Source organism: Kribbella sp. NPDC048928, from assembly GCF_043197975.1.
GTDB lineage: Bacteria > Actinomycetota > Actinomycetes > Propionibacteriales > Kribbellaceae > Kribbella.
In genome coordinates, this window is sequence record NZ_JBICUC010000005.1 from 159,326 (window position 1) to 184,906 (window position 25,581).

A 25,581-nucleotide genomic window follows, 5' to 3' on the forward strand; every position below is an offset into this window, starting at 1 on the left:
GCGTTCTCTACATCCGCTATTGGGGCAATTCCGATCCGGTGCGCTCGGCCAGCATGTAGGCGGCGTACCAGGCCGGCCAGTTCTCGTCGGCCTGGCCGGTACGGGCTTCGTGCTCACCGTGCGCACCGGCCGCGCGCCGCAGGGCGGCCTCGAGGTCGTCGACGGAGGCGTACGTCGCCTCACTGACACGCCCCGGGAGCCGCTCGGTGACCTCCTGCAGCAGCCACGTGTTGCCGTCCGGGTCGCTGAACGTCGCGAATGAGCCGTAGCTCGACCGCTCGTCGGCCGGCCCGGCGACCCTGCCGTCCGCGTCGGCCGGGTTGAACTGAGCGCCCGGCGCGGCGGGATGGAAGACCTCGCCGATCTTGGCGCCGGCCGCGAGCAGCTCGGAACGTGCCGCCTCGATGTCGTCGACGACCAGGTACAGGCCCTGCGCGGTGCCCGGGTCGGCCGAGCTGATGTTGCGGCCGAACTGGACCGACGCGGGGGAGCCCGGCGGGGTGAACTGAACGACCCGGAACCCGTTGTCGAACGCGAAGTCCGCGTCCAGCCGCCAGCCGAGCCCGCTGTAGAACTCCTTGGACCGGTCGGCGTCGGCCACCGGGATGACTACGGCTTCGAACTTCAGGTCGGTGCTCATGACTTCCTCCAGGATCAGCAGTGTTCCGGTGAGTCCCAATCTGCCGCCCGCGCCGCCCGGTGACACCAGTGGGTTTCCCTGGTCATTTCCCCTGACCCACCGGTGTCCGCGCCTAAAGTGCTGTCGCGTGGACCATCAGATCGTTCCGATTGCCGGTGCGGGGCTTGCGATCATGATCGCCGCCTCGGTGTTCGCGCGGCGGACCGGTGTCGCCGCACCGCTGCTGCTCGTCGCGCTCGGGATCGGCGCCAGCTACCTGCCGAGTACGCCGGCCATCCACATCGAGCCGGAGATCATCCTCGCGGGAGTCCTGCCGCCACTGCTCTACACGTCCGCGGTGAAGTTGCCGGTGCTCGACGTACGGCGGAACTTCGGGCTGATCGCGTGGCTGTCGATCGTGATGGTGATCGTGTCGGCGCTGGTGATCGGTGCGCTCGTGCATGCGGCGTTCCCGAGCATCTCGTTCGCGCTGGCCGTCGCGCTCGGTGCGGTCGTGAGCCCGACGGACGCGGTCGCGGCGACCGCGATCGGGCACCGGGTCGGCCTGCCACCCCGCCTGATGACCGTGCTCGAAGGCGAGAGTCTCGTCAACGACGCGTCGGCGCTGGTCGTGCTGCGGACCGCAGTGACCGCGCTCGCCGTCACCACCCACTTCAAGCTCGGGCACACGATCCTCGACTTCGCCTGGGCGGTCGTCGGCGCGATCCTGATCGGCGGCATCATCGGGTACCTGACCGTCGTCCTGCGTCAGCGCCTGGACGACCCGGTCCTGAACACGACGATCTCGTTCGCCGTCCCGTTCCTCGCGTACTTCCCGGCCGAGGAAGCGGGCGCGTCCGGCGTCCTCGCCGTCGTGATCGCGGGGCTGCTGACCGGCGCGCTCGGGAACCGCCGGTTCAGCGCCCGCGACCGGCAGACGCAGTCGACCACCTGGACGACGATCAGCTTCATCCTGGAGAGCGGTGTCTTCCTGGCGATGGGCTACGAGCTTCCCGAGCTCGTGAACGACGCCCGCGCGGAGACCACGCTCGGCGAGATCACGGTGCTCGTACTGCTGGTGGTCGGGCTGCTGATCGCGCTGCGGTTCCTCGGCCTCGCCTGGCCGGCGCTGCAGAGCCACTTCGGACCGAACAACCGGCACGAGCAGGCGCATGCTCAGCTCGACCAGTTCGAGGAGCGTCTGGAATCACTGGAGCCGTCGACCCAGCGCGAGGAGAACCGCGTCGCGTGGGCCCGCAAACGGCTGGCCCGCGGTCGGGCGGACGCGGACTTCGAGGAACGCGAGCCGATCACCGCTCGCGGCCTGCTGGTGCTCGCCTGGGCCGGGATGCGGGGCGTCGTCACGGTCGCCGCGGCGCAGACGATTCCGGCCGGTACGCCACACCGCGCGACCGTCGTCCTGGCGGCGTTCATCGTCGCGCTGATCACGCTGGTGATGTTCGGTATCTCGCTGCCCGCGGTGATCGCCAGGATGCGGTTCCGGCCGGAGACCGCGGAGGACAAGCGCGATGCCGTCCAGGAGCTGATGCGGCAGATCGGGGAGGCGGCGATCGACGCCGTCGGTCCGCTCGACGAGCAGACCGTGGACGGCGAGCCACTGGACCCGGACGTGGCGCGCACGCTGAAGGACCGGATCGTGCCCCGCCTGGTCTCCGGGAGCCAGCAGCTCCGGGAGACCAAGCCGGACACCCGCGAACAGATGTCGGTCGTCCAGCGCCGCTACCTGGACGCGATGCGGGAAGCCCTGGCGACGGAACGCAGCGTCGGGGCGTACAGCTCCGAGACATACCGCCAGGTCCAAGGCTTCCTCGACACCGTCGAGCGGTTCAGCCCTGCCTAGCGGAGGTGCCGCTGGAAGAACCGGACCATGCTGTCCACCTCGAAGCGCGGGACCTCCTTGTGCGCCCCGGAGTTGGCGTGCAAGGTCTTCTCGGTGGACGCGAACGCGTCGAACAACGCCAGCCCCGACTCGCGCGGGATGTGCTGGTCGTCCCACTGCAGCAGGTACTCGACCGGGATCTTGATCTCCCGGGCGTGGGTCGCGAGCTGCTCGTCGTACCAGAAGATCCCGAAGACCGCGGCACTGATCCGCGGCTCCCGGGCCGTCAGCGGTACGCCGATCGCGGTGCCCATGTTCAGCCCGAAGTACCCGATCGGGCCCTCGATGCCGGGCAACCCCTCGAGGAAGTCCAGGGTCGCCTGCCATTCCGGTACGGCGAGGTCGGCCAGGTGCCGGTTGTACGGGACGACGATCGGCCCGACCGGTACGCCGGTGGCCATCGCCTCCTTCATCGCCGCTTCCTGCTGCACGTCGTACGCCGTCCGCGGCCGGTTGCCGTGTCCGGGTGCGTCGATGCAGACCGCGTGGAAGCCGGCCTCGACGAGGCGCTTGGCCCGGCCGGCCATCGGCGCGGCCTTCGCGTCCCGTCCGCCGCCGTGCCCGAGCAGTACCAGCGGAGCCGGATCCTCGGACGGCGACCAGAGCACGCCGTGGAGATCGTCGCCGAGCGTGAACTCACGTTCGAGCAGACCGTTCGTGGTGGTGGAGCGCAGAGTGTTCATGATGATGCCTCTCAGGAGAGCCGTCGGCGCTCCTGGCGACACCTAGTCCGGTCGCCGAACCGTGACGGAAAGAGGGAGCACCCGTCGAATTGCAGTCATCGGGCACCACCTCCTCGCTCAACGTCACGTCTGCCGGAACCGTAGCCGCGCGCGGCTGGCGGTGCCACTGATTTAACGGTGGGTTGGCAATATCCCCACAGTGTTGACAAAGTCGGTGGCGCGGCGAAAGAGTCGGGGATCGTGACTTCTGCCGCCACGATCGACGTCCGCACCGACCGCCGGCACGCCATCGACCCGATGATCTACGGGCACTTCCTGGAGTCCGCGTTCTTCGGCAACATCGACGGCGGCGTCTTCGACGAGGGATCGCCGCTGGCGCACTCCGGTGCCGACGCACGGAACGGTCTGCGTACGGACGTGATCAAGCTTTGCCAGCAGCTCGGCCTCCCGATCGTGCGCTGGCCCGGTGGCAACTTCACGTCGGCGTACCACTGGGAGGACGGCATCGGGCCGCGCGCCGATCGCCCGCGGCGGCTCGAGCTGGCGTGGGGCTCCGAGGAGAACAACCACTTCGGGACCGACGAGTTCCTCGCCTGGTGCGCAGAGGTCGGCACCGAGCCGTACCTCGCGCACAGCTGCCGCGACGTCGACGAGGCGGTCCGCTGGGTCGAGTACACGAACTACGCCGGCGACACCGAGTACACCCGCCGCCGCGGCCGCGAACCGTACGGCGTGAAGTACTGGGGTCTCGGCAACGAGGTGTACGGCGACTGGCAGATGGGCCATCGCCCCGCCGCCGCGTACGCCGCCGACGCGGCCGAGCACGCCCGGTTCATGCGTGCGGTCGACCCGTCGCTGAAGTTCATCGCCGTTGGCAAGACCGACGACCGTGATGGCTGGACCGACGCCGTACTGCGGGCTGTGGGCAACCAGATCGACTACCTCTCGTTCCATCTGTACGGCGCGACCACGCAGCTCATCGACGGCGCTGCGGAGTACGACGTGATCGTTGCCCAGTCGCTCTACTTCGAGCAGCAGATCATTCAGTACTCCGACCTTGTGGCAGCGCTCGCCGCGCGGGCCGGTGTGGAGCGCCCGCTCGGTCTCGCGCTCGACGAGTGGAACATCCGGCACGTGGAGCCGGCGAGCTGGCCCGACCCGCAGCCGTCCGGCGACGGTGGAACGGTCGCCCGCGACCTGGACGGCCTGCCGACGCATCCCGCGCACCGGGTCAACCGCTGGAGCCCGCGGACGCTCGCCGACGCACTGTTCTACGCCGGCGTCTTCCACGCCCTGCACCGGGCCGGCGCCCGCGAGGTCCCGGTGACGATGGCGAACACCGTCAACCTGCTGAACGCGAACGGCGTGATCGTTGCCCGTCCCAACGGTTCGGTGCGCGCGGCGACGTACCACGTCTGGGACCTCTACCAGAACCACCTCGGCCCGATCGCGCTCGCGGCGGACGTCCGGTCATCTGGCCGGCTGACCGCCGTACGGCAGGGTGACGAGCGGGACTCGCGGGGCGAGTTCCGCACCCAGCCGGCGACGGTCCCGGACCTGGACGTGTCCGCGACCCAGACCGTCGACGGGCGCGAGATCCGGATCGCCGTGATCAACCGCCATCGCGACGCCGCCATCCGCACGGCGCTGACGCTGGACGGCCGCAGCGACGCCCTGCCCGCCCGGTGCAGCCTCAAGCGATTGAGCGCGGACGACGTACTCGCCTCGAACAGCCTGAGCGCACCTGACACCGTAGCCCTCCGCGATCTCGGCACTCAGGAGTTGACCGAAGGGGCCTACGACTTCCCGCCGCACAGCATCACGTTGCTCGCCTTCAACCGGTAGCGTCCTGATCCTCCGCCTGCAGGAGGTGGTTGTGGATCATGAACGCCGTCCGGAGCTCCTTGTAGCCGACGCGGTCGAACAGGACCGTCATCGCGGTGCCGTCGTAGTGCTCGACCAAGCCCGGACCGAACTTGCGGTGGTTGACCCGGCTGCCGACCGGGAACGGCTCGTCCTCGGCCGGCGCAGCCGTCCGGCCGGCGAGGTCGTTGTCACAGTTCCCGCAGGGGCCCTGGTAGCGTTCGCCGAAGTAGCTGAGCAACCACTCGCGCCGGCACCCGCCGTACTCCGAGTAGGCGGCCATCATCTCGACCCGGGAGCGCGCGACCTCGCGCCGGTCGTGCTCCACGGCCGACGCTGCCGCAACCGCCTCGTCGACGCCCGTGGTCAGCCGGAACTGGTGGCCGACGGCAACCACTCGGGCGTCCGTCAGCCGGCCGAGCGCCCGCTCCACGCGGGCGGCGCTGAGCCCGGCTGCCTTCGCCAGTACGGCGACGGTCTGCGGACTGTCCTTGGCGATTGCTGCGGCGACCGTGCGAAGGTCCGCGTCGGTGACGCCGCCGGAGGCGAAGAACTTGTTCAGGCCGAGGTCCGCATGCCGGAAGAACAGCTCGATGTCGGCCGGTTCGCCGTCGCGTCCGGCGCGCCCGATCTCCTGGTAGTAGGCGTCGATCGACGACGGCGCCTCGGCATGGGCGACCCACCGGATGTCCGGCTTGTCGATGCCCATCCCGAACGCGATGGTCGCGACCACGACCCGGCAGTCCCCGGCGAGGAACGAGTCCTGCACCGCGCGACGCTCCTTGACCGGGAGGCCGGCGTGGTACGCCGACGCGGCCACCCCTGCCGTGTGCAGCTCGGACGCGAGATCCTCGGCATGCCGGTGCGTACCGACGTACACGATGCCCGGCCCGCTCGATGACCGGACGTGGCTGAGCAGCCTGCGGTACTTCGTGTCGTCGTCGGCGAACGCGAACACCGCGAGGTTGAGGTTCGGCCGGTCGAAGCCGCCGACCACCACCTCCGGATCGTCGAGCTCCAGCCGGTGCACGATCTGCTTGCGGACCGGGGGAGCGGCGGTCGCGGTGAGCGCCAGCACGGGCGGCCGCCCCATCGCACGGATCGCGGCGCCGAGCCGGAGGTAGTCGGGGCGGAAGTCCTCACCCCATTCACTGACCAGGTGCGCTTCGTCCACGGCCAGCAGCCGAGGCCGGGACGCTGCGAGCAACTCGAGAACGTCCGGATGCGTCAACTGCTCGGGCGACAGCAGTACGAAACCAGGCTGGTTGTTCGTCAGCATGTCCTGCGCCGCACGCCGGCCGGCGTGGTCAGTGGAGTTGATCTCCGCAACGCCAACGCCGGTCAGGTTCGCACACAGTGCCCGCAGCTGATCGCGTTGCAGCGCCACCAGCGGACTGACGACGACCGTCACCCCGCCGAGCGCCAGCCCGGCCAGCTGGTAGATCGCCGTCTTCCCGGTCCCGGTGGCGAGCACGGCCAGCGTGTCCCGGCCGTCGACCACCGCCCGTACTGCCTCCTCCTGGCCGGGTCGTAACGTCGAGTATCCGAGCCGCTCCAGCGCGAGCGCGGCGACGTCAACCGGCATCGCGAATCCCCACAACACTCATGCGGGGAACGGTAATACAGCGGCTCAATGCTGCACGTCGTAGGTAAGCCTCTGGATGCCGTTCGGGAAGGACTCGCTCGACGTCAACTTGAGGTTGAGCTTGTCCCGGTCGGCGTCGCTGAACAGCCGCTTGCCCGCGCCGAGCAGGACCGGGAACAGCAGCAGGTTGTACTGGTCGATGAGGCCGGCGTCGGACAGGTTCCGGTTCAGGGTGGCGCTGCCGTTGATGATGATCGGGCCGCCCTCGGTCTGCTTCAGCGCGGCGACGTCGTCGAGCGAGCGCAGGATCGTGGTCTCGCCCCAGTTCGTCACCAGGTCGCCGTCCTGGAGGGTGGTCGAGACGACGTACTTCGGCATCGCGTTGTAGCCCGGGAAGTCGTCGGTCATCTTCGGCCAGACCGGGGCGAACGCCTCATAGCTGACCCGGCCGAGCAGCAGCGCGGTCGCCTGCTCCTGCTCCTCGCCCTTCAGCGCGTACGCCGCGGGGTCGAACGGGATGTCCTTGAAGGTCCAGCCCGAGTTGCGGTAGCCGGGCTCGCCGCCCGGCGCCTCCATGACGCCGTCGAGGGACAGGAAGGCAGTGGTGATGAGAGTACGCATCGTCTGGTGCTCCTTGATCAGGGTCAGTGGGTGCTTCTGCCTGTGCGTCGGGCAGCGCACCGGCAGATCGACACCACCCTAATGTGACCCCGGTCACTCCGAGTCAGGCGAACGCGACTCGATTGCCGTCGGGATCTGCGACCGGGTTGCCGGACGGGGTGCCGGCCAGACCCAGGTGGTCGATCGTGGTGGTTGCCGATGGCAAGAGTTTGACGGCGTCGGCACCCAGCCGGAACGTGTCGTCGGCGACCTGCTCCATGCCGAGGTGCGTGCCGTAGAACTCGGCGGCGGCGTCGAGGTCCGGTGCCGCGACACCGACGTACGAGAACGCCTGCACGGCACCGCTCGTGATCGGCGGCACCCGGAACTCCTCGCTGCGCTGCAACAGCTCCACCCGCACCCCGTTCGGGTCGGACAGAAAGGCGAGTCGCCCCTGGCCGCTGCCGGCCACCCGCGGCGAGGACAACTCGTCGTACCCGAGCGCCATCAGCCGCGCATAGTCCCCGTCGAGGTCATCGGTCATGAAGCCGACGTGGTTCAGTCCGTACGTCGCTTGTTCGTCGGGCTCCTCGTGGTGCAGCAACTCGACCAGGCCGGTCGCAAGCTGGATGTGGACGCGATTGACCCGCGATCCGCTCATGAACAACCGGTCGACCACCTCCGCGCCGAGTCCGCCGTAGAACTCCAGGCTCGCGTCGAGATCCCGGACCCGCCCGCCGACATGATTCAGCTCGTAGATCATTCCCGCACCCTAGCAAGCGCTTTCCGCGCGGCGCCAGGGTCCGGCTAGGGCAGCTTGCGGGTGTCGATGAGCTGCTGCGCGACGTCCCGCAGCTTGGTGTTGGTGTCCTGCGAGTAGCGCCGCAGCACGGCGAACGCCCGGTCGCCGTCGATGTCGAAACGTTCCATCAGGATCCCCATCGCCTGGCCGACGAGCTTGCGGGCGTCGACCGCCTGCGCGAGCGCGGCCTCGTTCCGGGCGGACGCGAGCGCCACCGACGCGTGCCGGGCAAGGATGTGCGCGACCGCCTCGTCGTCCGGCCCGAACGCGTCCGGGTCCGGGCTGTAGAGCCCGAGCACCCCGACCGTCCAGGTCCGCGGATTGCCGGTCGTGAGCGGTACGTCGAACACGCTGCGGACCCCGAGTTCGGCCACCTTCGCGGCCCACTCCGGCCAGCGCTCGTCCAGTGCGGTGTCGCGGATCAGTACCGGCGTACGGTCCCGCAGCGCCGTCATCAGCGGGCCGGTCTGGCTGCTGATCTGCAGCTCGAAGACGTCGCTGACCAACGGATCCGTGACCGCCGCGATCTCGGCCCGCGAACCCCTGGACGACAGCGCGACACCGGCGTACGTGCAGTCCAAGGCCTGCAGCGCGAACTGCACGACCGCGTCCACGGTCTCCTCGACACCACCCGCCTCGTGCAGGTCCACGGCGAGCCTGGCGAACGTCGTCGCCGCATCTTCCTGGCCGGGATCGATCAAAGTCATAGCCGCTCCTCGTGACTGGCACGAGTGCTCCCGATCGGAGCACGAGCTGCCGTTCTCACCTAGTGCGGTAAGAATGCACGATTCCGTCCTGAAAGTCTGCGATTGGCTCGATATTGCGTTGCTTGGACGAGAGCCGTTCGCCGTCCGGCTAGGCTTGGCGGAGTGCAGGTGGCGAAGCGGTGGCGCTGGGTGGCGGTCGGCGTACTCCTCGTAGGAGTCTGGGCGGCCTGCTCGGACAAGAGCGGCACGAGCAAGTCCACCCCGGCTCCACAGGCAACCGCGACCAAGCCGACCACTCCGGCCACTCCGATCACGACGGAGAAGCCGAAGCCGTCGGCCACGACGACCAAGCCGTGGTACGACGACTACGACCCGGCGCACTTCGCGGCCGAGGTCCGGCGCTCCGCGAAGCCGGCCGGGATCAATCCACAGCTGCTGATGGCGATCCTGTACGCCGAGTCGTACAAGCCGCACGACCCGAAGTTCGAGCGGCAGTGGGCGCAGGTCGACTCGGACCCGGCGTTCGGGATCGCGAACATGCACAAGCCCGCCTTCGACGAGACCAAACGCGGACGGGACTTCGCGAAGCGTCAGTGGGAGGAACTGCCGGACAATCCGGCGCTGGCGATCGAGGCCGCCGCCTGGCACCTGCACGACCTGGCGAAACGGCTGCCGGCCAAGCGCGCCGACCTCTACACCAAGGACGAATTGCTTGCCCTCGGCTACAACGCGGGCGGCGGCAACATGCGGATCTTCGCCCGCGGCCGGAAGGCAGGCGCCCAGGCACAGTCGTACCTGGACCGCATTCACAAGTACTGGGCGGACTCCGCCGAGGCACTCAAGAGCTGACTGGAGACATCGTGGATTTCGGAGCACCCGCCCTGGCCGTCGCCGACTGGCGCCGCCAGGTGTTCGACCTGTACCGAGCGGTCCGCGCCGAGGCGGATCCGGCCGTGGCGCACGCGCGCTGGCGGGCCGGCCGTGACGACCTGCTGCTGCACCATCCCGCATCGCCGGTCCCGGTCGAGCAGCGCGGCACGTACGCCGGAGCACCGGTCGCCGAATATGACCCGCAGTACCGCTTCGAGGCCACGATCGACACCGACGTGAAGCCGCACAACTGGGAGTTCACGTCCACGACCGACGGCGTGATCCCGTTCTCGCGCGTCGGCGTACTGCACCTGCCGATCGGTGAGCTGGACGTGTGGTGGCTGGAGTCGTACGGCGGCGGGCTGTTCGTCCCGGTCAAGGACGGGCTCGCCGGCCGGTCGACGTACGGCGGTGGCCGCTACCTGATCGACACCGTGAAGGGCGCCGATCTCGGCGGCGACCTCGCAGCGGGCCGGCTGGTCGTCGACCTGAACTTCGCCTACAACCCGTCCTGCGCCTACAGCCCCGACTGGACCTGCCCCCTCGCCCCACCGACAAGCACCGTAACCACGGAACTGCCGGCGGGCGAGCTGACCTCAGCTCCCGCCGACGCCTAACGCCGTCAGCAGCACGAGCACGACGGTCACGACCGCGAAGACCGGAACGCCAGCTTGCCCCCGAGGTAGCCCGAGATGCTCAGGGCTACCAAGCTGACGGCCGGCTGCTGCGGTCGCACTTCGGGCATCCGGGGCGGCTGCGCAAGGTCGGCCGGGCCCCGAAGCTGTACGAGCCGACCGATGCCGACCTCAAGGTGTCGATCCCGCCCCGGCACCCCGACCTGCTGGCGGCGATCCTGCTCGAGGGCGTGCTCAGCAACGCGTCGGACAACCCGCTGGACGCAGCGCACAAGGCGGCGTTCCGGCGCGGCGAGCGAGTGGGGGCGGAGGTGCGGGCCCGGGCTCGGCCGGGACGGCTGAGCGCCGAGCGGGCGCTGACGTTGTCAGAGGCAACTTTGTCGGGCGCGGGCTTCGAGCCGGTGCGGCCGCGGCCGGGCTGTCTGCGGCTGCACAGCTGCCCGTTCCATCCGCTGGCCGCGGTTCAGCCGGAAGCGGTCTGCGGAATCAACCATGCGTTCGTGGACGGGCTGCTGACGGGTCTGGAGGCGAACACGGTCGAGGTTGCCCTCGATCCCGGCGGCGGTGACTGCTGCGTGGAGATCACCGCCGCCGGAAAAGCATCAGGCTGAGGCTTCCAGGGCTCTGGTGAGGAGGGCGGACAGGGCCTCGAGCTGGAAGTCGGCCGAGGAGCCGACCTCTTCGTCGGAGCCGTCGAGAGCCTTGGCGGCCAGGCCGGCTTTGGCGTCGATCAGGTCGGCGACGCGGGTGTCGATGGTCTGCGCGGCGATGATCCGCCAGGCGGTGACCGGCTCGTCCTGCCCGATCCGGTGCACCCGGTCGATCGCCTGCGTCTGCTCGGCGTTCGTCCAGGACAGCTCGGCGAGGACGACGTTCGACGAGACCTGCAGGTTCAGGCCGACGCCCGCGGTGAGTAACGAGCAGACCGCGATCGACACGTCCGGATCGTTGACGAAGGCATCGATGTTCTTCTGCCGGGTACGCGACGTCTGGTCGCCGCGGATCGAGGAGTACCGGATGCCGCGCTCGGCGAACAGCTCCTCGGCGGTGTCCATCACCTCGATGTGGCGGGCGAAGAAGACCACCTTGCCGACGTTCTGCGCCAGCTGGGCGGCGTAGTCGGCGGCCAGGCCGGCCTTCGCCTGACCGATCCGGCGGAACAGGCTGAAGACGTTGTCGCCGGTCTTCTTGGCGGCCATCTCGGTACGCTCCCAGCCGGCCACCTGCCGTACCAGGTCGTGGTCGATACCGTCCACGACGATCCCCGAGCGCCGGGTCTCGAGCGCCGTCCGGTACCGCGCGACGAGCCGGTCCGCGAGCTCCCGCTCGGCGGCCCGGATCGAACGCCCGAGGGCGCCGTCCAGCTCGACGGGCAGGTCGGCGATCCGGCGGGCCGGGATGTCCGCTGCGACGTCCACCTTGCGGCGGCGGACGATGCCCATGTCGATCACACTGGCCCGGGCGGCGGCGGCGAACCCCGGGTCGGCCGGCGTCAGGTCGGTGGCGTCGAGCTTGTCCATCAGCTCGGCGCGCGGCGCCTTCTCGTCGATCCAGCCGAGGAACTCCCAGATCGCGGTGAAGTCCTCGATCGAGTTGATCAGCGGCGTACCGGTCAGGGCCATCATCAGCGGGCGCGTGCTCCGGCTGCGGATCCGGCCGGCCAGCTCCAGTACGTTGCGGGACCGCTGGGACTTCTTGTTCTTGATGAAGTGCGCCTCGTCCACGACCATGCCGCGGAACCCGAGGTCACCGAGCCAGCCGACGTGCCGGTCGAGGACCTCGTAGTTGACCACGACGATGTCCGCGAAGCCGTCGATCGAGTCGCCGTCGCCGTGGATCACGGTCGGGGTCTTGCGCGGGGTCCAGAGGCCGGCCTCGCGTGCCCAGTTGGTCTTGACGACGTTCGGGACGACGGCGAGCAGCGGGTACGCCTCCGCGGCCTGGGCGGCGAGCAGCGCCTGGGCGGTCTTGCCGAGGCCGGGCTCGTCGGCGAGCAGGAACGTCCGGTGGCCCTCGGCCGCGGCGGCGATCATCCGCGCCTGGTGCGGCATCAGCTCGAGGCCGCGGAGCCGGAGCGCGTCGATGCCGCCGGCCAGCCGGAGCGAGTCCGGGTCGGGCAGTGACATGGTGGCCGAGGCGGCGGCGTGCTCGAAGGAGCGCAGCAGCGGGCCGATCAGCTCCCAGCCGCCGAGCCGGCTCGGGCCCGCGGGACGGGCCGGTGCGCTCGAGAAGTCCGGGGCCAGGAACGGGTTGGCGAGCTGCCGGGAGACCACGGCCTGCGGGACCACGCGCCGGGTCTGCGTCTCCGGGGGAGCGACCGGCTCGGCCGGCTCCGGCTCCTCGGGGGCCTCCAGGCCGGCGTCCTCCAGCATCTGCCGGCGGAGCGCGGCCGCGGCCTCGGAGATCACCGCCTCCTCGGCCAGCAGGCCGAGCAGCGACGGGTCCAGTGCGGCGGTCTTGGCCAGGATCGTCGCGATCCCGTCGAGCCGCCGGAGCTGCTCGGTACGGTATGCGTCGGTGGCGGCCGGGTCGCCGTTCACCCGGGACCGCTCCTCGCGGACCAGTAGGGCGACGACCTGGAACTTCGTCCGGGTCGACGGCTTGATCGCCGCGCGGGTGACCGCGTTCTCGACCTCACGGACCGCTTGCGCGAGAACCTGGATCAGTCCGTCGGACTCGCCGTCGCGGACACGCCTGCGGCGACGGGGAGCAGAACGGGTAGCGCCGGGCTGGCGCTGACCTCGTCGGGCCAACATTTCCTCCTGTGTCGTGCCACGACGGAGCCGTGGCGGAACGCCGGACCGCACGAGAACCGCCCTGCCGACGAGACGCCACCCGGTGTCGTGCAGAGGGCCGTCCAGAGAGTCCCCAGGAACACGGCTCAGAATTCACCGCTCCTGCGTGCGCGATCGGATACCTATCCTACCTGGCTGCTCCCGAATGTCGCAGACCGGCACCGGATATCAGCGAGATCGCCACCTGGAGGTCGTTGACGAAGTGTTCGAAGTCGCGGTGGTAGTTGTCCGATCGGACCACTGCGGACGGGTGGACGGTCGCCACGGCCGGCTGTCCGGTGTCCAGTTCGATGCGCTTGCCGCGCTCGTGGGTGACGCGGAAGCTCGAGCCGAGGAGCGACCGTGCCGCGACGGATCCCATCACGACGACCACGGACGGCTTCACGATCTCGAGTTCACGGGCGAGCCACGGGTGGCAGGCCGTGATCTGGCCGGCCGACGGTGTCTTGTGGATCCGCCGCTTGCCCTGCCGTTCGAACCGGAAGTGCTTCACGGCATTCGTGAGGTAGACGTCCTGCCGCTCGATGCCCGCCGCGACCAGCGCCTTGTCGAGCAGGTGTCCCGCCGGCCCGACGAACACGTGCCCTTCCTTGTCCTCGTGGTCGCCCGGCGTCTCGCCGACCAGCACCATCCGCGTCCGTACCGGACCCTCGCCGCCAACCACCTGCGACGCGTCCTCCCACAGATCACAGCCGCGGCAGTCGGGGAGCGCGGCACGCAGTTTGCGCATCCCGCCGTCCGACGGTACCCATTCTTCGGCAGTCATCAGCCACCTGTTTCCGAGTGCGGTGCGTGCACCGGTTTCGACTGCGCGGAGCGACGTTGCCGGAGGTAGATCGAGCCGCCGATGATCGCCGCGACCGCCAGGAACTCACTCTGCCAGTTCTGCAGGGACTCGTACCAGAACTGCGACGTGCCCAGGTACTGCCAGGTCGTCACCGCCGGGCTGCCGTGCAGTTCCTGCTCCTGGCTGTACGCTCCCGCGCCGGTTGCCGCATGCAACCAGATCGTCACCAGGAACGCCACGCCGAACGCGATCGCGAGCGAGTTCTCGTACAGCTTCAGCACCACCGCGGACCCGTGCCGTACCGGCCAGGGAGCCTTCGGGTCGTCGCGGTGGTCCCGCGGGTCCTCGTCCTGTGGCGCGGCCTTGTCGATCGGCCGCGACTCGGCAGAGCCCTTCTGCACCAGGTACGCCGTGAGCAGCACGTACATGAACATCTGCAGGAACTCGGACTCCCAGTTCTCGAACACCGCCTCGCCGAACGAGGACGATCCGAGGTACTGCGTCAGCGTCTGGGCCGACTGCCCGTGGTCGGTGAGCTCGGCGTTCTCGTTCGCGTGACCCGTGAACGCCAGACCGACCAGGAACCCGAAGAACAGGAAGAGGTTCGCCAGCAGCAACCCGCGGAGCCGAAGCCATCTCATAGGGCTCCGGTACCCCGGGGGCTACGAATTCATGATGCGGGCGGGACCAGCGCGAGGCGGACGATGACCAGGCCGAACAGGACCAGGGTCAGCGCGTGGACGACGGTGCACCACAGGCAGATGGCGTTGATCTGGAACAGCTCGGCCCAGATCAGGTAGCACACGAAGATCACGCCGGTGAGTACGCCGACGACGCGCAGCCGGCCCGGCCATGGTGACGACGTACGCCACAACGGCGGCACCGACAGTGCGGTCATGCCGACGAAGAACGCCAGCCCGAGCACCGCGACCGGGATGCCGAAGAGCTTCGAGTACTGGCTGGAGGTGACCTTGGCGCAGTTGACCACGCCGGTGTCCGGGCAGGCGAGCGTCGTCCCGGCGGTGAAGTGCTCGTACGTCAGATACGCCGCGACGGCGAGACCGGCGATCGAGACCGCCAGGATCGCCCACGGGATGACGCCGAGCGGGGCCCGCTGCGGGCGTTGTGCTGTGTCCATCTTCGCGTCCACTGTGGATTCCGGCACCGTCTCAGCCCTTCGCAGCGCCGAGCTTCGACGCCGCCTGGGTGACCGTGTCGGTGGAGCAGACCTTGGCCGGCTGGTTGTTGGTCAGCTTGCAGATCGCGGCGGTGTAGACGTTCGCCGATCCGATCACGGCCTTCGTGATCGGGTTCGACGGATCCTTCAGCGCCTCGCCGACCTCGTCCTGGGTCTTGCCCGCGAGCAACTCCGGGTCGATCGTCGCGCCGGACCCGATGAACTTGTTCCCGAGGTCGATGAACGGGATCGATCCGGCGCTCTCCTGGTCGACGTACGGCGGGGCGTTGTACTTCTGCTCCGCTGCCTGGTCCGCGGCCGACGGCGTGTCGAGCGGCTTGTAGCCGTTGCCCTGCGGCTCGTTGGTCGTCGTCTCGATACCGGTGAACGACAGGTACTGACTCGTGTAGGTCGCCCCGTGGAAGGACAGGGTCGGCGTGTTCGGATGCACGTCGGCGGCGGCCGAGTGCGTCGTACCCAGGTTGCTGAAGGTGCCGAAGCGCATCAGCGCGACGGTGACCGGCCAGCGCTCGCCGGCGCAGAACGGGCAGAACTCGGCGCCGATGTAGAGCACCCGCGGCTTCCCGTCCGCGGTCAGCGGCGGCTGGTCGTTGATCGCGGACGGAGCGGTCTTGACATCGGACGTGCCGACCGTGGAGAAGGTCGAGTCGGGGATCGACGAGAGCGCCGTCATCAGGCCGGAGCTGGCCATCCCGGTCGCACCGGTGGCGGTCTTCTTGCCGCCGCCGACCAGCCGGATCGTGATCAGCCCGCCGACGATCACCACGACCAGAACGACCGCACCGAGCGCGAGCAGGAGTCGGCGGCGCTGCTCGGCCCGTCGCTGTGCGGCCTGCTGCGCCGCGATCCGCTCGCGGGCCGCAGCCTTCTGTTCGACACGCCTTGCCATGACTCTCCTCTGATCGCGCACGGGCTCCCGAGGGACAACTATCCATCGGGCCCGGAAGTTCCTGCCCCTGTGTCACTGTGAGGTTACAGATCCACGGATCTACTGCGGCAGGTAGGTACGCAGCGTGGCCGGCGACAGCCCGTCGTCGGAGCGTGCCGCGATGTGCTGGTCCGGCCTGACCAGAACGGCGCCGTCCGCGGCAAGTCCGGTCCGGTCGAGCCAGTCACTGCCCAGCTCCGTGCCTTTGCCGATCCGGTGGACGGGTACCAGTTTGCCGTAGTCCGGCGCGTCGGGTCCGGCCAGTACGGCGAAGCTCGGCCCGCACAGGTCGAGGGACGAGCGTCCGTCGGACAGTTCGACGTGCGGCAGTCGCGTACCTACCTGACCGGTCAGCTCGTCGACGTACCCATCACTGCTGTAGTCGTAGCGCGTCATGATCGCGCCGATGTCGACCTGCTGCGCGATGTCTGCCGCGTTGTCCTCGGTCTCGATGCCGTACCGCGCGAAGAAGCCGGTGCGCAGCCGAGCCTGCTGAGCAGCCAGTACGGCGCGTGGACGACGTTCCGGCTGGTACGTGTCGAGCAGCGATGCTGCGGCGCGACCGTTCAGCACCATGGCGAGCTTCCACGTCAGGTTGTGTACGTCGGCGATGCCCGTGTTCGCGCCGTACCCGCCCCACGGCGCGTGCTGGTGCGCTGCGTCCCCGGCAAGGAAGACCCGGCCTCGCCGGTACTCGTCGGTGACGTGGACCCGTGTGTCCCAGGTGCTGGTGGCCAGGACGTCGATGGCGATGTCGTCTCGGCCGATGGCGGCCTGCAGTTGCGGGAGCGGGTGCTCCGGGGGAGTGTCGTCGTAGGCGAGGTGGAAGGACCACTCGTCGGTGTTGTTCTTCGCCAGGATGATGCCGCTCATCCGGTCGTTGGCGACGTCGCACTGGCTGAACGTGCGCCCCTCGACGAGCTCGGTCAGGTCCGCGTGCACGAAGACGTTCAGGTACTTGTGCGTCGGCGGCAGCGTCCACCCGGCGATGCCGAGTTCGGTCCGTACGGGGCTGCCGGCGCCGTCGGCGGCGATCAGGTAGTCGGCCTCCAGTTCCTCTCCGCCGATGGTCGCGGTGACCGTGTCCGGCCCGGCGCTGAAGGCTGTCAGTTCGGTATCGAACCGCAGGTCGCCGCCGCGCTCGCGGGCGATCTCGGCGAGCACCGGTTCGAGCAGCACCTGCGGGCAGAAGCAGAACCCGGACGGGCTCGGGTCCCCACCCATTCCCTTCTTGTGCAGGCTGGTCAGGTCCAGTGCCTCGGACTCGATCAGGCTCCGGCCGTGCCGCGCCCCGCCGAACGCGCCGGCCTTCAGCGCGGTCGCGGCGACCTCCTGGACGCGGTCCTCGATACCGATCTGCCGGTAGAACTCGACCGTACGGGTGTGCACGCCCCGGGAGCGCGGCAGTACGGACGCCCCGCTGCGCCGCTCCACGAGCACGAAGTCCACCCCGTGGTACTGCAGGAACAGCGCCGCCGACAGGCCAACGAGCCCGCCTCCGACGATCAGGACCGAGGTCCGGGTCATGATGTTCTCCTACACTCTGGTAGATAATTACACTCGACTATAAAGTTATAGCCCACTGTAAACTCATGCCGCAAGGAGGTTGCCGAGATGGCCGAACCCGGTCTGCGGGAACGCAAGAAGCGCGAAACCCGGACGCGGATCGCGGACGTTGCGCTGCGGTTGTTCGCCGAGCACGGCTTCGACCGGACGACGGTCGCCGAGGTCGCCGCGGCCGCGGACGTGTCGGCGAAGACCGTCTTCAACTACTTCCCGGCGAAGGAGGATCTGTTCTTCGACAGCGCCGAGGACATCGAGCAGCGCTGGATGGAGGCCGTCACCGACCGGCAGGAGGGCGAGGGCCTCCTGGCCGGGCTGCGGCGCCGATCGCTGGGTCGGTTCGCGGACTATCCGGGCGGTCAGACGGCGCATTTCCGTACGGTGCTGGCCGGCAGCGCGTTGCTGCAGGCACGCGGGCAGCAGATGTGGGCGCGCCACGAGGATGCGGTCGCGGGCGCACTGGCGGCCGACGTCGACGAGGTGACTGCGCGGGTGCTGGCGCATCAGGTGTTCAGTATTCATCCGCTCGCGCTGCGGATGGTGGAGCGCTGGACCGAGGAGGGCGCGGGACCGGACGAGGTGCGCGAGCGGGTGCTCGCCCTGATCGACCGGGCGTTCGACCTTCTCGACCGTAGTGTCTCCTGACATGGACTGGCGGCAGTGGCATCAGCGGTACGACGATCCGGACTCCGCGTTGTCGCGCCGCCTGGAGGCGGTGCAGGCCTACGTCCGCGCAGCCCTGGACGGAGCTCCGGCCGGTACGGTGCCGGTGGTCAGCCTCTGCGCAGGACAGGGCCGGGATCTCCTCGCCGTACTCGAGGATCACCCGCGGGCCGCGGACGTGCGGGCCCGCCTGGTCGAGCTGGATCCGGAGCTGGCCGCGACCGCGCGGGCCCGCGCGCCGGAGCAGGTCGACGTCGTCACCGGCGACGCATCGCTGACCGATCACTACGACGGTTTCGTGCCGGCCGAGCTGGTGCTGCTGTGCGGGATCTTCGGCAACATCGCCGACGCCGACATCCGGCGCACGATCGCGGCCGCACCGCAGTTCTGCCGGACCGGCGCCACGGTGATCTGGACCCGGCACCGCGAGGATCCGGATCTGGTGCCGACGATGTGCGAGTGGTTCGAGGAGTACGGGTTCGAGCAGGTGTGGCTGTCGGACAAGGACGCCGGGTTCGGCATCGGCGTGCACCGCTTCACCGGCGTACCTCAACCTCTGGTGAAGGGTCAGAGCCTGTTCAGCTTTGTGCCCGGCGGAGCATGAGCAGTCCGGCCGCCAGCAGGACGGCAAGTACGACGTACCCGGCATCGAGTACGGCGATGGACGCGACGGCCGCCACGAGTAGCGGACCGCCGGCATCGCCCAACTCCCGGCCCAACTCCGCAGTGCCCATCGTCTGACCGAGGCGCTCCTGCGGTGTGCTCGCGGCCAGCGCGGCGAACCCGAGCGGCGTGATCACGCCCGTCCCGGCGCCGATCAGAGCGGCCGCGATCAGTAGGAACGCCACGCCGGGCAGGGCCGCGCAGACGAAGCCGACGGCCGCAAGGCTGAGCCCGACCGCGATGCCGGTACGAGTCGTGAGCTTGCCGGCATCCAGAGCCCGACCCGCGCGCGGCTGAACGACCGCGGCGGTCGCTGCCAGCAGGGAGACCGCCGCGCCGGTCGCGATCGTGCCGAGACCGTCCGACGCGCCCGTGACCGGAAGGAAGCCGACACCGACGGACAGCGCCGCCGTTGCGGCGGCGAGCGCCACGGTCGGCCGGAGGAATGCTGGGTCGGTGATCCGCCGCGCGAGGTCGAGCACGGTCTGCCGGGTCCTCGGCAACGGCGGCACGACCGGTACGGCGATCAGCGCCCAGACCGCCACGCCCAGGGCGAGCACGGTCATCACGCCGAACACCAGCCGGAATCCGCCAAGCCACACGATGCCGCCCCCGAGCAACGGTCCGGCGGTGTAGCCGATGCTTTTGTAGAAGCCGTACGACCCGAACGCGCGACCGTGCTTCGCCGACGGGTTGAGCCGGGCGACGAGGGTCGAGGCGGCGGGGGAGAAGGCCGAGGCGGCGGCGCCCTGCCCGAGCCGCGCGACCCACAGCCAACCGGGGCGGTCCGCGATCACATAGGTGCTGGAGGCAACGGCGAAGCCGACCAGGCCGAGCAGCAGCACCGGACGTGCGCCGATCCGGTCCGAGATGGTCCCGAAGACCGGCTTCAGTAACACCTCCGCACCGTCGTACAACGCGAGCAGCGCCCCCAGAGTCATCAACGACGTGACCGCGTCCGAAGACGACCCGCCGAGGTTGGCGGCGATTGCGTGTGCCCCGAACGCGGTCGTGAAGCCGGCCGCGTAGAGCGGCCACATCGTCTTCATCGCTCGTCCCCGGGGAGCTGGTGCAGCGCGCGGAACACGAGCTCGGCGTACTCCTCGCAGCGGGCGGCGCAGTCCTTGAGCCGGACGGTCGCCTCGGCGGATTCCGGCGTACCGAAGACGTCGCGGCTGGTCAGATCGCGGTGCCAGCGGCGCAGGCGTTCGAGGCTCTGTTCTTCCTCCTCGAGCTCGGCCAGCGTGAACTTCTCGATCCGGATCTCCTTGGCGAGCTCGTCCTCGAACTTGCCGCAGTCCCGGAGGAACTCGGTCCAGTCCGCGCGGCGCGCCTCGTCGTACAGCGCGCGCAGCCGGTCGCCGTCGGCGGCGTCCTTGCCGGCGGCCTCGAGCATCGTGACCTCGCCCTCGGCGCGCTCCACCAGCTCGGCCGTGCGCTGCAGCGCGGCCTCGAAGACCGGCAGTTCGGGTACGGCCCATACGCCCTGGCCGAGGGAGAGCGCTCCGGCCTTCCGAAGCTCTCGCCAGACGGCGACGCGGTGCCGCGAGGGCTCCGCCGGGATCCGGACCAGGAGGACCAGCCATCGATCTGTCACATGCACCAATGTATCGCGTGTTACATCATGATGCAGCTCGACAGGAAGTTGGGACATCGGTTATGTTACATAGACGATGTTATATCGGCTCGGAGGTGTGTGATGGATCAGACTGCTGAGCGGTTGCTGGGGTCGGCGAGCCGGCTGTCCAGGGATCCGGAGACCGAGATCGACTGGGACGCGCCGGTCGGCGACGGGTACGGCCTGTCGCCGGAGTGGAGCACGCTCTACGGGACGCCGTACTGGGACGAGCTGACGGAGGACCAGCAGCGGGAGCTGACCCGGCACGAGGCCGCGTCGGTGGCGACGACCGGGATCTGGTTCGAGCTGATCCTGCAGCAGCTGATCATGCGGGACGTGTACGACAAGCCGGCCCGGAGCGCCGAGTTCCAGTGGGCGCTGACCGAGATCGCCGACGAGTGCAGGCACTCGATCATGTTCGCCCGCGCCACCGAGCGGATGGTGGAGCCGTCGTACCGGCCGCGGCTGCTGGCGCGCGAGCTCGGCCGGGCGTTCAAGACGGTCGCGACCGGTGAGTCGGCGTACGCCGCGATCCTGGTAGCCGAGGAGGTGCTCGACGTGATGCAGCGCGACTGGATGCGCGACCGCCGGGTCGAGCCGCTGGTCCGTACGGTGAACCACATCCACGTGGTGGAGGAGTCGCGGCACATGGTGTTCGCACGCGAGGAGACCCGCGAGCGACTGGCCGGCGCGAGCCGCGGACGGCGCTGGGTGAGCGCGCTGGTGATCGCGATCGCGGCGGACATGATCGTGTCCAGCATGGTCGGCCGCGAGGTCTACGTGAACGTCGGGCTGGACGTCGATCGGGCCGTCCGGGAGGCGCGGAACAACGAGCACCACCGGTCGCTGCTGCGGACCAGCTGCGCGAACCTGATGGACTTCCTCGGGTCGGTCGGACTGCTCACTCCCGCAGCGTCCCGGGTGTACCGGCGGACCGGTCTGCTGTGAGCCGACGGTGACGTTCGCGATCTCAGGGGACTGCTGCTCGGACGCGAGCTGCGTCGCGGTCTGCCCGATGAACAGCATCCACCCGTCGCCCGGCGAACCCGGCTTCGGCACCGGTGCCAGTCTGTTCATCGATCCGCGGACCTGTATCGACTGCGGCGCCTGCGCGGACATCTGCCCCGTCGACGCCGCCAAGCCGGCCGACTCGTCCGCGGCCGAGGACGTGCAGCGCAACGCGGAGTACTTCGCGGAGCGCCAGCCGTTGCAGGCGATGGACCTCGACAGCTGGGAGCCACCGACGTACCAGGTCTGGGGCGGCGGGCCGCGGCGCGTGCTGGTCGTCGGCGCCGGGCCGGCCGGGATGTACGCGACCCGCGAGTTGTTGCTACGGACAACGGCCGAGGTCACGGTCGTGGACCGTAGCCAGCATCTGGGCGGACTGGTCAGGTGCGGGGTCGCTCCGGATCATCCGCAGACCAAGCAGATCATCGAGAACTTCGAGCGCCTGGTCCGGCATCGCCGCGTGCACTGGCGGCCGGGCACCGACGCGGCGACGCTTCGGAGCGGGCCGGGTGGTCTTCCGGACGGGTACGACGCGGTGGTCCATGCGGTCGGCGCACGGCAGAGTCGCCGGCTCGGGATCACCGGCGAGGACGCTGCGTGCAGCGCGGAGGATTTTGTTGCCTGGTACAACGGACGACCGGGAGCCTCGCTGCCTGTCGAGCTGGTGGGACCGCAGGCGGTTGTCGTCGGCAACGGCAACGTCGCCCTGGACCTCGCCCGGCTGCTGCTGAGTGATGAGGAGCAGCTCCGCGCCATGGACCTCCAGCGTGACGTTCGGCGGGTGCTCAGCGCCAGTGGGGTCAAGAAGGTCGTGCTGCTCGGGCGGCGGGGTCCGGACGAGGCGGCGTACACCGAGTCGGCTCTGCGGGAACTGCTCGCGGTCGCGGGGGACCGGGTGGAGCTGCGGTACCACGCCCGGCCGACCGCGTGGACGTCCGCCGGGCTGACCCTCGGCACCGGCGAGACGATTGCCGCGGGCAACCTGTTCACCGCGATCGGGTTCGAGGGCCGGCCGATCGACGGGCTGCCGTTCGACGCCGGGCGGGGGATCGTGCCGAACGTCCGCGGCGCCGTCGTCGGCCGGCCCGGACACTACGTGGCGGGCTGGATCAAGCGCGGCGCGCGCGGCGGGATCGGCGTCAACAAGGCCTGTGCGCAGGAGACCGTGATGACGCTGGTCAGTTCGTCCAGGGGTGTAGCTTCTCCGGGTTCCTGACCGCCCAGATGTTGGTGATCTTGTCGCCCGAGAAGCCGAACGCGACCACGGTCTCGGCCTTGCCCTCGAACTCGATGACCAGACCCGGCTGACCGTTCACGGTCCGCTCCACGATGTCCCGGCCGTGCAGGACGACGTTGAGCCGGCCGAACGACGCCGCGACCTCGGCCGTGCCGTGGATCGGCTCGAGCGTGGCCGTGACGATGCCGCCGCCGTCGGCGGTGGCGACGATGTCCGGATCGAGCAGGCTGATGATCGCCTGGATGTCGGACGTCTCCCAGGCCGCCTTGAACGCCCGGACCAGCTCGGTCTTGCGGGCCGACGGCGCGGTCGGCGCCTGCGCGTCACGGATCCGGCGCCGGGCCGAGGAGGCGAGCTGCCGGCAGGCCGCGGGCGTCCGGCCGACGATCTCGGCGACCTCCGGGAACGGGTACCGGAACACGTCGTGCAGGATGAACGCGACGCGCTCGGCCGGCGTCATCGAGTCCAGGACGACCAGGAACGCCATGTTCACCGACTCGTCCAGGGTCACGCGATCGGCCGGGTCGGCGGTCCCGGACGTGGCCTCGGAGTCCTCGGGCAGCGGCTCGGGGATCCATTCACCGACGTACCGCTCGCGCCGGGATCGTGCGGACCGCAGCAGGTCGAGGCAGATCCGGCTCGCCACCTTGGTCAGCCAGGCAGCCGGGTTGTCGATCGCGTCCCGCTGCGGGACGGTCATCGCATACCAGCGGGCGTACGTCTCCTGAACCACGTCCTCGGCATCGGCCAGCGAACCGAGCAACCGGTACGCGAGGCTGATCAACTGCCGCCGCTCGCTCATGATCGCGCTCAGCCCGGGCTCTGACACATCGGTCCCTTCGTCCATGTCTGTACGACGAGGCGGCGCCGCGAACTGTGAGGTCTGACATTCCGCCGGCCTGTGCCGTCGTACCGATCATGACAACACAGAACGCAACTGCAGAGGCCGAGGTTCGCGCGGCTGTCGACCGGCTCGTCGAGGCCGTCCGGACCGGGGACCTGGCAACACTGAAGACCATTTTCGCGCCGGACATGGTCTCGTTCGACATCCAGCCGCCACTGCGGCACGCCGGCGCGGCGACCAAGCAGGCCAGCTGGGAGATGATCTTCGAGGCCTTCGCGCTGCCGCTCGAGTACGAGGTGCGGGACCCGACCGTCCTCGTCGACGGCGACCTCGCGGTGGTCTACTCGCTGAACCACATGAACGCCACCATGAACGCCGGCCCGAAGATCGACTACTGGCTACGCGCGACCTCGACCTGGCGGCGGATCGACGGCGACTGGATCATCGTCCACGACCACGTGTCCGTACCGACGAACTTCCTGGACCGTACTGCGGCGATGGATCTCCTGCCCTGATCCTTATGGCCTGATCCGGGCCCGTCCGAGGATGTGTGGGTTGGCCGGTGTGCTGCGGTCGGGCGGGAACTCGAACGCGTCGAGTTCCTCGATCTCGAAGCCGGCCTCGGTGATCGCGGCCGCGGTGTCGCGGTGGGTGTGGCAGCCGCCGACGAGCAGTGGCCAGAGCGTGGCATCGGCGATCCGCTGAACCCGTGCCAGGCGGCGACCAGGGTCGGCTGCGACGTGTTCGTAGAACCTGAGCTCGCCGCCGGGCCGCAGCACGCGGCTGGCCTCGGCGAGGGCCGTGGCCTGGTCGGGGACCGAACACAGTACGAGGGAGACCACGACGACGTCGGCCGACGCGTCCGGCGCCGGCAGTTGGTCGGCCGTACCCTCGACGACCTCGACCGGGACCGGCGCGGACGCGGCCTGGCTCTCGGCGTGCGAGCGCAGGTACGGCTCGGGTTCGACGGCGAGGACGCTCTGCACCGTGCCGGGGTAGTGCGCGAAGTTCCCGCCGTCGCCGGCGCCCACCTCGATCACACGTCCCGAGGCGCCGGCCAGGAGCCGCCGGCGGTGCTCGGCGGCACCGTGCTCGTCGAGTGTCGGGCGGGCGCGGGCGTAGATCCGGGCGAAGAGCGGACGTTTCATGGATCCACGATGCCAGAGTGTCGGATCGCGGCGGCCGCCGAACGTCTCCTGAGTGACAGCTTTCGTCACCAGAGGAGACCGCAGTGCCTACCACCACCGTGAAGATCATCGACATCATCGTGTCCGACCTGGGCGCGGCGATCGAGTTCTACCGCCGGCTCGGGTTCGAGTTCGAGCGCAACCAGTACATGCCCGACGACCACGCCGACTGCGACCTGCCGAACGGGTTGCACCTGATGCTCGACACCGACAGCGCCCGGAGCAAGGTCACCGCGGGCTGGACCCCGCCCGCGAGCGGCCGGATCTTCCTCACCGTCGAGTACGGCACGCCGGCCGAGGTCGATGCCGCGTACGGCGAACTCGTCGCAGCCGGGGTGACCGGGCTGCAGGAGCCGTACGACGTGCCGTGGGGGATGCGGTACGCGACCGTCGCGGATCCGTCCGGAAACGGGATCGATCTGTACGCCAACCTGCCCGCGTCCTGAGCCAGACTGTGCCGAAGGAGGTGTGTGCGTGAAGTACGTACTGATGTTCATCGAGACCGAGGAGTTCGCGAAGGAGTTCGCCGAGCTCGGGCCGGACGAGCGCGAGGCGGCGTACCGGAAGGTCTACCAGTGGTTCGACGACCACGCGGACAAGATCACGAACCGCGGCAGCAAGCTGCAGGGCGCCGCCACCGCGACCACCGTCCGGCTCGCTGGCGGTGCGGCAATGACGACCGACGGGCCGTTCATCGAGGGCAAGGAAGTCGTGTCGGGGTTCACCGAGATCGAGGTCGAGGACCTGGACGAGGCGTTGCGGATGGTGAAGACCTGGCCGGCTTGTCCTGTGGTCGAGATCCGGCCGGTCGTCCCGATGTGACGTG

General features: G+C 69.5%; 28 protein-coding genes. 12 read left to right on the forward strand and 16 right to left on the reverse strand.

Annotated features, from left to right (window positions below):
* Window positions 1–16 precede the first annotated feature (16 nt).
* Window positions 17–640 carry a VOC family protein gene (locus tag ACGFI6_RS22830; RefSeq protein WP_393121635.1) on the reverse strand — a complete coding sequence of 208 codons (624 nt, stop codon included), beginning with the start codon at window positions 638–640 and terminating at the stop codon, window positions 17–19.
* Between the two features lie 127 nt (window positions 641–767).
* On the opposite strand from ACGFI6_RS22830, the gene ACGFI6_RS22835 reads away from it, so the two are divergent.
* Window positions 768–2,480: a cation:proton antiporter gene (locus ACGFI6_RS22835; protein WP_393121637.1), complete on the forward strand. Its 1,713-nt coding sequence runs from the start codon at window positions 768–770 to the stop codon at window positions 2,478–2,480.
* Here the strand turns inward: ACGFI6_RS22835 and ACGFI6_RS22840 are convergent.
* Entirely contained in the window at window positions 2,477–3,202 is a 726-nt protein-coding gene (locus ACGFI6_RS22840) for an alpha/beta hydrolase (protein WP_393121638.1), read from the reverse strand. The genes ACGFI6_RS22835 and ACGFI6_RS22840 overlap by 4 nt on opposite strands.
* A 240-nt stretch (window positions 3,203–3,442) precedes the next feature.
* On the opposite strand from ACGFI6_RS22840, the gene ACGFI6_RS22845 reads away from it, so the two are divergent.
* The gene (locus tag ACGFI6_RS22845) at window positions 3,443–5,047 is read left to right on the forward strand and encodes an alpha-L-arabinofuranosidase C-terminal domain-containing protein (protein ID WP_393121640.1); all 1,605 of its coding nucleotides are present in this window, start codon (window positions 3,443–3,445) and stop codon (window positions 5,045–5,047) included.
* On the opposite strand, the gene ACGFI6_RS22850 is transcribed toward ACGFI6_RS22845, so the two are convergent.
* The 4 genes from ACGFI6_RS22850 to ACGFI6_RS22865 form a co-directional block, all read right to left on the reverse strand.
* On the reverse strand, window positions 5,037–6,650 hold the full coding sequence (locus ACGFI6_RS22850) for a RecQ family ATP-dependent DNA helicase (RefSeq protein ID WP_393121642.1): 1,614 nt from the start codon (window positions 6,648–6,650) through the stop codon (window positions 5,037–5,039). The genes ACGFI6_RS22845 and ACGFI6_RS22850 overlap by 11 nt on opposite strands.
* A 45-nt stretch (window positions 6,651–6,695) precedes the next feature.
* The gene (locus tag ACGFI6_RS22855) at window positions 6,696–7,271 is read right to left on the reverse strand and encodes a dihydrofolate reductase family protein (RefSeq protein WP_393121644.1); all 576 of its coding nucleotides are present in this window, start codon (window positions 7,269–7,271) and stop codon (window positions 6,696–6,698) included.
* Window positions 7,272–7,374: 103 nt separating this feature from the next.
* Window positions 7,375–8,013, reverse strand: coding sequence for a VOC family protein (locus ACGFI6_RS22860; RefSeq protein ID WP_393121645.1), 639 nt, complete (start codon window positions 8,011–8,013; stop codon window positions 7,375–7,377).
* Between the two features lie 44 nt (window positions 8,014–8,057).
* Complete coding sequence (locus tag ACGFI6_RS22865; RefSeq protein ID WP_393121647.1) at window positions 8,058–8,759, reverse strand: GAF and ANTAR domain-containing protein; 702 nt, start codon at window positions 8,757–8,759, stop codon at window positions 8,058–8,060.
* 168 nt (window positions 8,760–8,927) lie between these two features.
* Between ACGFI6_RS22865 and ACGFI6_RS22870 the strand changes: the two genes are divergently transcribed.
* From ACGFI6_RS22870 to ACGFI6_RS22880, 3 genes are all read left to right on the forward strand, one after another.
* The gene (locus tag ACGFI6_RS22870) at window positions 8,928–9,608 is read left to right on the forward strand and encodes a transglycosylase SLT domain-containing protein (RefSeq protein ID WP_393121649.1); all 681 of its coding nucleotides are present in this window, start codon (window positions 8,928–8,930) and stop codon (window positions 9,606–9,608) included.
* 11 nt (window positions 9,609–9,619) lie between these two features.
* The gene (locus ACGFI6_RS22875) at window positions 9,620–10,246 is read left to right on the forward strand and encodes a DUF1684 domain-containing protein (RefSeq protein WP_393121651.1); all 627 of its coding nucleotides are present in this window, start codon (window positions 9,620–9,622) and stop codon (window positions 10,244–10,246) included.
* A gap of 194 nt (window positions 10,247–10,440) precedes the next feature.
* The gene (locus tag ACGFI6_RS22880) at window positions 10,441–10,875 is read left to right on the forward strand and encodes a hypothetical protein (protein WP_393121653.1); all 435 of its coding nucleotides are present in this window, start codon (window positions 10,441–10,443) and stop codon (window positions 10,873–10,875) included.
* Here the strand turns inward: ACGFI6_RS22880 and ACGFI6_RS22885 are convergent.
* The 6 genes from ACGFI6_RS22885 to ACGFI6_RS22910 form a co-directional block, all read right to left on the reverse strand.
* Entirely contained in the window at window positions 10,867–13,020 is a 2,154-nt protein-coding gene (locus ACGFI6_RS22885; protein ID WP_393121655.1) for a DEAD/DEAH box helicase, read from the reverse strand. The genes ACGFI6_RS22880 and ACGFI6_RS22885 overlap by 9 nt on opposite strands.
* A gap of 166 nt (window positions 13,021–13,186) precedes the next feature.
* On the reverse strand, window positions 13,187–13,825 hold the full coding sequence (locus ACGFI6_RS22890) for a UdgX family uracil-DNA binding protein (RefSeq protein ID WP_393121657.1): 639 nt from the start codon (window positions 13,823–13,825) through the stop codon (window positions 13,187–13,189).
* On the reverse strand, window positions 13,825–14,487 hold the full coding sequence (locus ACGFI6_RS22895) for a DUF6766 family protein (protein WP_393121658.1): 663 nt from the start codon (window positions 14,485–14,487) through the stop codon (window positions 13,825–13,827). Before ACGFI6_RS22895 ends, ACGFI6_RS22890 begins: the two co-directional genes overlap by 1 nt.
* A gap of 29 nt (window positions 14,488–14,516) precedes the next feature.
* Window positions 14,517–15,011 (reverse strand): vitamin K epoxide reductase family protein, encoded by a 495-nt coding sequence (locus tag ACGFI6_RS22900; protein WP_393121660.1) that lies wholly within the window; start codon window positions 15,009–15,011, stop codon window positions 14,517–14,519.
* Between the two features lie 4 nt (window positions 15,012–15,015).
* Window positions 15,016–15,933, reverse strand: a complete 918-nt coding sequence (locus ACGFI6_RS22905) for a DUF929 family protein (protein WP_393121662.1) — start codon at window positions 15,931–15,933, stop codon at window positions 15,016–15,018.
* A gap of 99 nt (window positions 15,934–16,032) precedes the next feature.
* A complete protein-coding gene (locus tag ACGFI6_RS22910) occupies window positions 16,033–17,499 on the reverse strand; it encodes an FAD-dependent monooxygenase (protein ID WP_393121664.1) in 1,467 nt (488 codons plus the stop codon).
* Window positions 17,500–17,586: 87 nt separating this feature from the next.
* Here ACGFI6_RS22910 and ACGFI6_RS22915 point away from each other — a divergent pair, with 87 nt between their 5' ends.
* Window positions 17,587–18,180: a TetR family transcriptional regulator gene (locus ACGFI6_RS22915; protein ID WP_393121666.1), complete on the forward strand. Its 594-nt coding sequence runs from the start codon at window positions 17,587–17,589 to the stop codon at window positions 18,178–18,180.
* 1 nt (window position 18,181) lies between these two features.
* Window positions 18,182–18,802, forward strand: a complete 621-nt coding sequence (locus tag ACGFI6_RS22920) for an SAM-dependent methyltransferase (RefSeq protein ID WP_393121668.1) — start codon at window positions 18,182–18,184, stop codon at window positions 18,800–18,802.
* Here ACGFI6_RS22920 and ACGFI6_RS22925 read toward each other — a convergent pair.
* Together ACGFI6_RS22925 and ACGFI6_RS22930 are read right to left on the reverse strand one after the other, a co-directional pair.
* Window positions 18,777–19,910, reverse strand: a complete 1,134-nt coding sequence (locus tag ACGFI6_RS22925) for an MFS transporter (RefSeq protein WP_393121670.1) — start codon at window positions 19,908–19,910, stop codon at window positions 18,777–18,779. The two genes, ACGFI6_RS22920 and ACGFI6_RS22925, sit on opposite strands and share 26 nt — an antisense overlap.
* Entirely contained in the window at window positions 19,907–20,458 is a 552-nt protein-coding gene (locus ACGFI6_RS22930; RefSeq protein WP_393121672.1) for a Chromate resistance protein ChrB, read from the reverse strand. The genes ACGFI6_RS22925 and ACGFI6_RS22930 overlap by 4 nt, the downstream gene beginning before the upstream one ends.
* 102 nt (window positions 20,459–20,560) lie before the next feature.
* Between ACGFI6_RS22930 and ACGFI6_RS22935 the strand changes: the two genes are divergently transcribed.
* Both ACGFI6_RS22935 and ACGFI6_RS22940 read left to right on the forward strand, forming a co-directional pair.
* Window positions 20,561–21,427 (forward strand): diiron oxygenase, encoded by an 867-nt coding sequence (locus tag ACGFI6_RS22935; RefSeq protein ID WP_393121674.1) that lies wholly within the window; start codon window positions 20,561–20,563, stop codon window positions 21,425–21,427.
* Between the two features lie 7 nt (window positions 21,428–21,434).
* Window positions 21,435–22,703 (forward strand): FAD-dependent oxidoreductase, encoded by a 1,269-nt coding sequence (locus ACGFI6_RS22940; protein WP_393121676.1) that lies wholly within the window; start codon window positions 21,435–21,437, stop codon window positions 22,701–22,703.
* On the opposite strand, the gene sigJ is transcribed toward ACGFI6_RS22940, so the two are convergent.
* Window positions 22,666–23,571, reverse strand: a complete 906-nt coding sequence (gene sigJ, locus ACGFI6_RS22945; RefSeq protein ID WP_393121678.1) for an RNA polymerase sigma factor SigJ — start codon at window positions 23,569–23,571, stop codon at window positions 22,666–22,668. The two genes, ACGFI6_RS22940 and sigJ, sit on opposite strands and share 38 nt — an antisense overlap.
* Before the next feature lie 71 nt (window positions 23,572–23,642).
* Here sigJ and ACGFI6_RS22950 point away from each other — a divergent pair, with 71 nt between their 5' ends.
* The gene (locus ACGFI6_RS22950) at window positions 23,643–24,083 is read left to right on the forward strand and encodes a YybH family protein (protein ID WP_393121679.1); all 441 of its coding nucleotides are present in this window, start codon (window positions 23,643–23,645) and stop codon (window positions 24,081–24,083) included.
* A gap of 3 nt (window positions 24,084–24,086) precedes the next feature.
* On the opposite strand, the gene ACGFI6_RS22955 is transcribed toward ACGFI6_RS22950, so the two are convergent.
* On the reverse strand, window positions 24,087–24,716 hold the full coding sequence (locus tag ACGFI6_RS22955) for a class I SAM-dependent methyltransferase (protein WP_393121681.1): 630 nt from the start codon (window positions 24,714–24,716) through the stop codon (window positions 24,087–24,089).
* A gap of 83 nt (window positions 24,717–24,799) precedes the next feature.
* Here ACGFI6_RS22955 and ACGFI6_RS22960 point away from each other — a divergent pair, with 83 nt between their 5' ends.
* On the forward strand, window positions 24,800–25,201 hold the full coding sequence (locus ACGFI6_RS22960) for a VOC family protein (protein WP_393121683.1): 402 nt from the start codon (window positions 24,800–24,802) through the stop codon (window positions 25,199–25,201).
* Between the two features lie 28 nt (window positions 25,202–25,229).
* Complete coding sequence (locus ACGFI6_RS22965; RefSeq protein WP_393121685.1) at window positions 25,230–25,577, forward strand: YciI family protein; 348 nt, start codon at window positions 25,230–25,232, stop codon at window positions 25,575–25,577.
* The last annotated feature ends 4 nt before the right edge of the window (window positions 25,578–25,581 follow it).

Coding starts and splice junctions, on each gene's coding strand:
- ACGFI6_RS22830 (WP_393121635.1), bottom strand. CDS start 640: ATGAGCACCGACCTGAAGTTCGAAGCCGTAGTCATCCCGGTGGCCGAC.
- ACGFI6_RS22840 (WP_393121638.1), bottom strand. CDS start 3,202: ATGAACACTCTGCGCTCCACCACCACGAACGGTCTGCTCGAACGTGAG.
- ACGFI6_RS22850 (WP_393121642.1), bottom strand. CDS start 6,650: ATGCCGGTTGACGTCGCCGCGCTCGCGCTGGAGCGGCTCGGATACTCG.
- ACGFI6_RS22855 (WP_393121644.1), bottom strand. CDS start 7,271: ATGCGTACTCTCATCACCACTGCCTTCCTGTCCCTCGACGGCGTCATG.
- ACGFI6_RS22860 (WP_393121645.1), bottom strand. CDS start 8,013: ATGATCTACGAGCTGAATCATGTCGGCGGGCGGGTCCGGGATCTCGAC.
- ACGFI6_RS22865 (WP_393121647.1), bottom strand. CDS start 8,759: ATGACTTTGATCGATCCCGGCCAGGAAGATGCGGCGACGACGTTCGCC.
- ACGFI6_RS22885 (WP_393121655.1), bottom strand. CDS start 13,020: ATGTTGGCCCGACGAGGTCAGCGCCAGCCCGGCGCTACCCGTTCTGCT.
- ACGFI6_RS22890 (WP_393121657.1), bottom strand. CDS start 13,825: ATGACTGCCGAAGAATGGGTACCGTCGGACGGCGGGATGCGCAAACTG.
- ACGFI6_RS22895 (WP_393121658.1), bottom strand. CDS start 14,487: ATGAGATGGCTTCGGCTCCGCGGGTTGCTGCTGGCGAACCTCTTCCTG.
- ACGFI6_RS22905 (WP_393121662.1), bottom strand. CDS start 15,933: ATGGCAAGGCGTGTCGAACAGAAGGCTGCGGCCCGCGAGCGGATCGCG.
- ACGFI6_RS22910 (WP_393121664.1), bottom strand. CDS start 17,499: ATGACCCGGACCTCGGTCCTGATCGTCGGAGGCGGGCTCGTTGGCCTG.
- ACGFI6_RS22915 (WP_393121666.1), top strand. CDS start 17,587: ATGGCCGAACCCGGTCTGCGGGAACGCAAGAAGCGCGAAACCCGGACG.
- ACGFI6_RS22920 (WP_393121668.1), top strand. CDS start 18,182: ATGGACTGGCGGCAGTGGCATCAGCGGTACGACGATCCGGACTCCGCG.
- ACGFI6_RS22925 (WP_393121670.1), bottom strand. CDS start 19,910: ATGAAGACGATGTGGCCGCTCTACGCGGCCGGCTTCACGACCGCGTTC.
- ACGFI6_RS22935 (WP_393121674.1), top strand. CDS start 20,561: ATGGATCAGACTGCTGAGCGGTTGCTGGGGTCGGCGAGCCGGCTGTCC.
- sigJ (WP_393121678.1), bottom strand. CDS start 23,571: ATGGACGAAGGGACCGATGTGTCAGAGCCCGGGCTGAGCGCGATCATG.
- ACGFI6_RS22950 (WP_393121679.1), top strand. CDS start 23,643: ATGACAACACAGAACGCAACTGCAGAGGCCGAGGTTCGCGCGGCTGTC.
- ACGFI6_RS22955 (WP_393121681.1), bottom strand. CDS start 24,716: ATGAAACGTCCGCTCTTCGCCCGGATCTACGCCCGCGCCCGCCCGACA.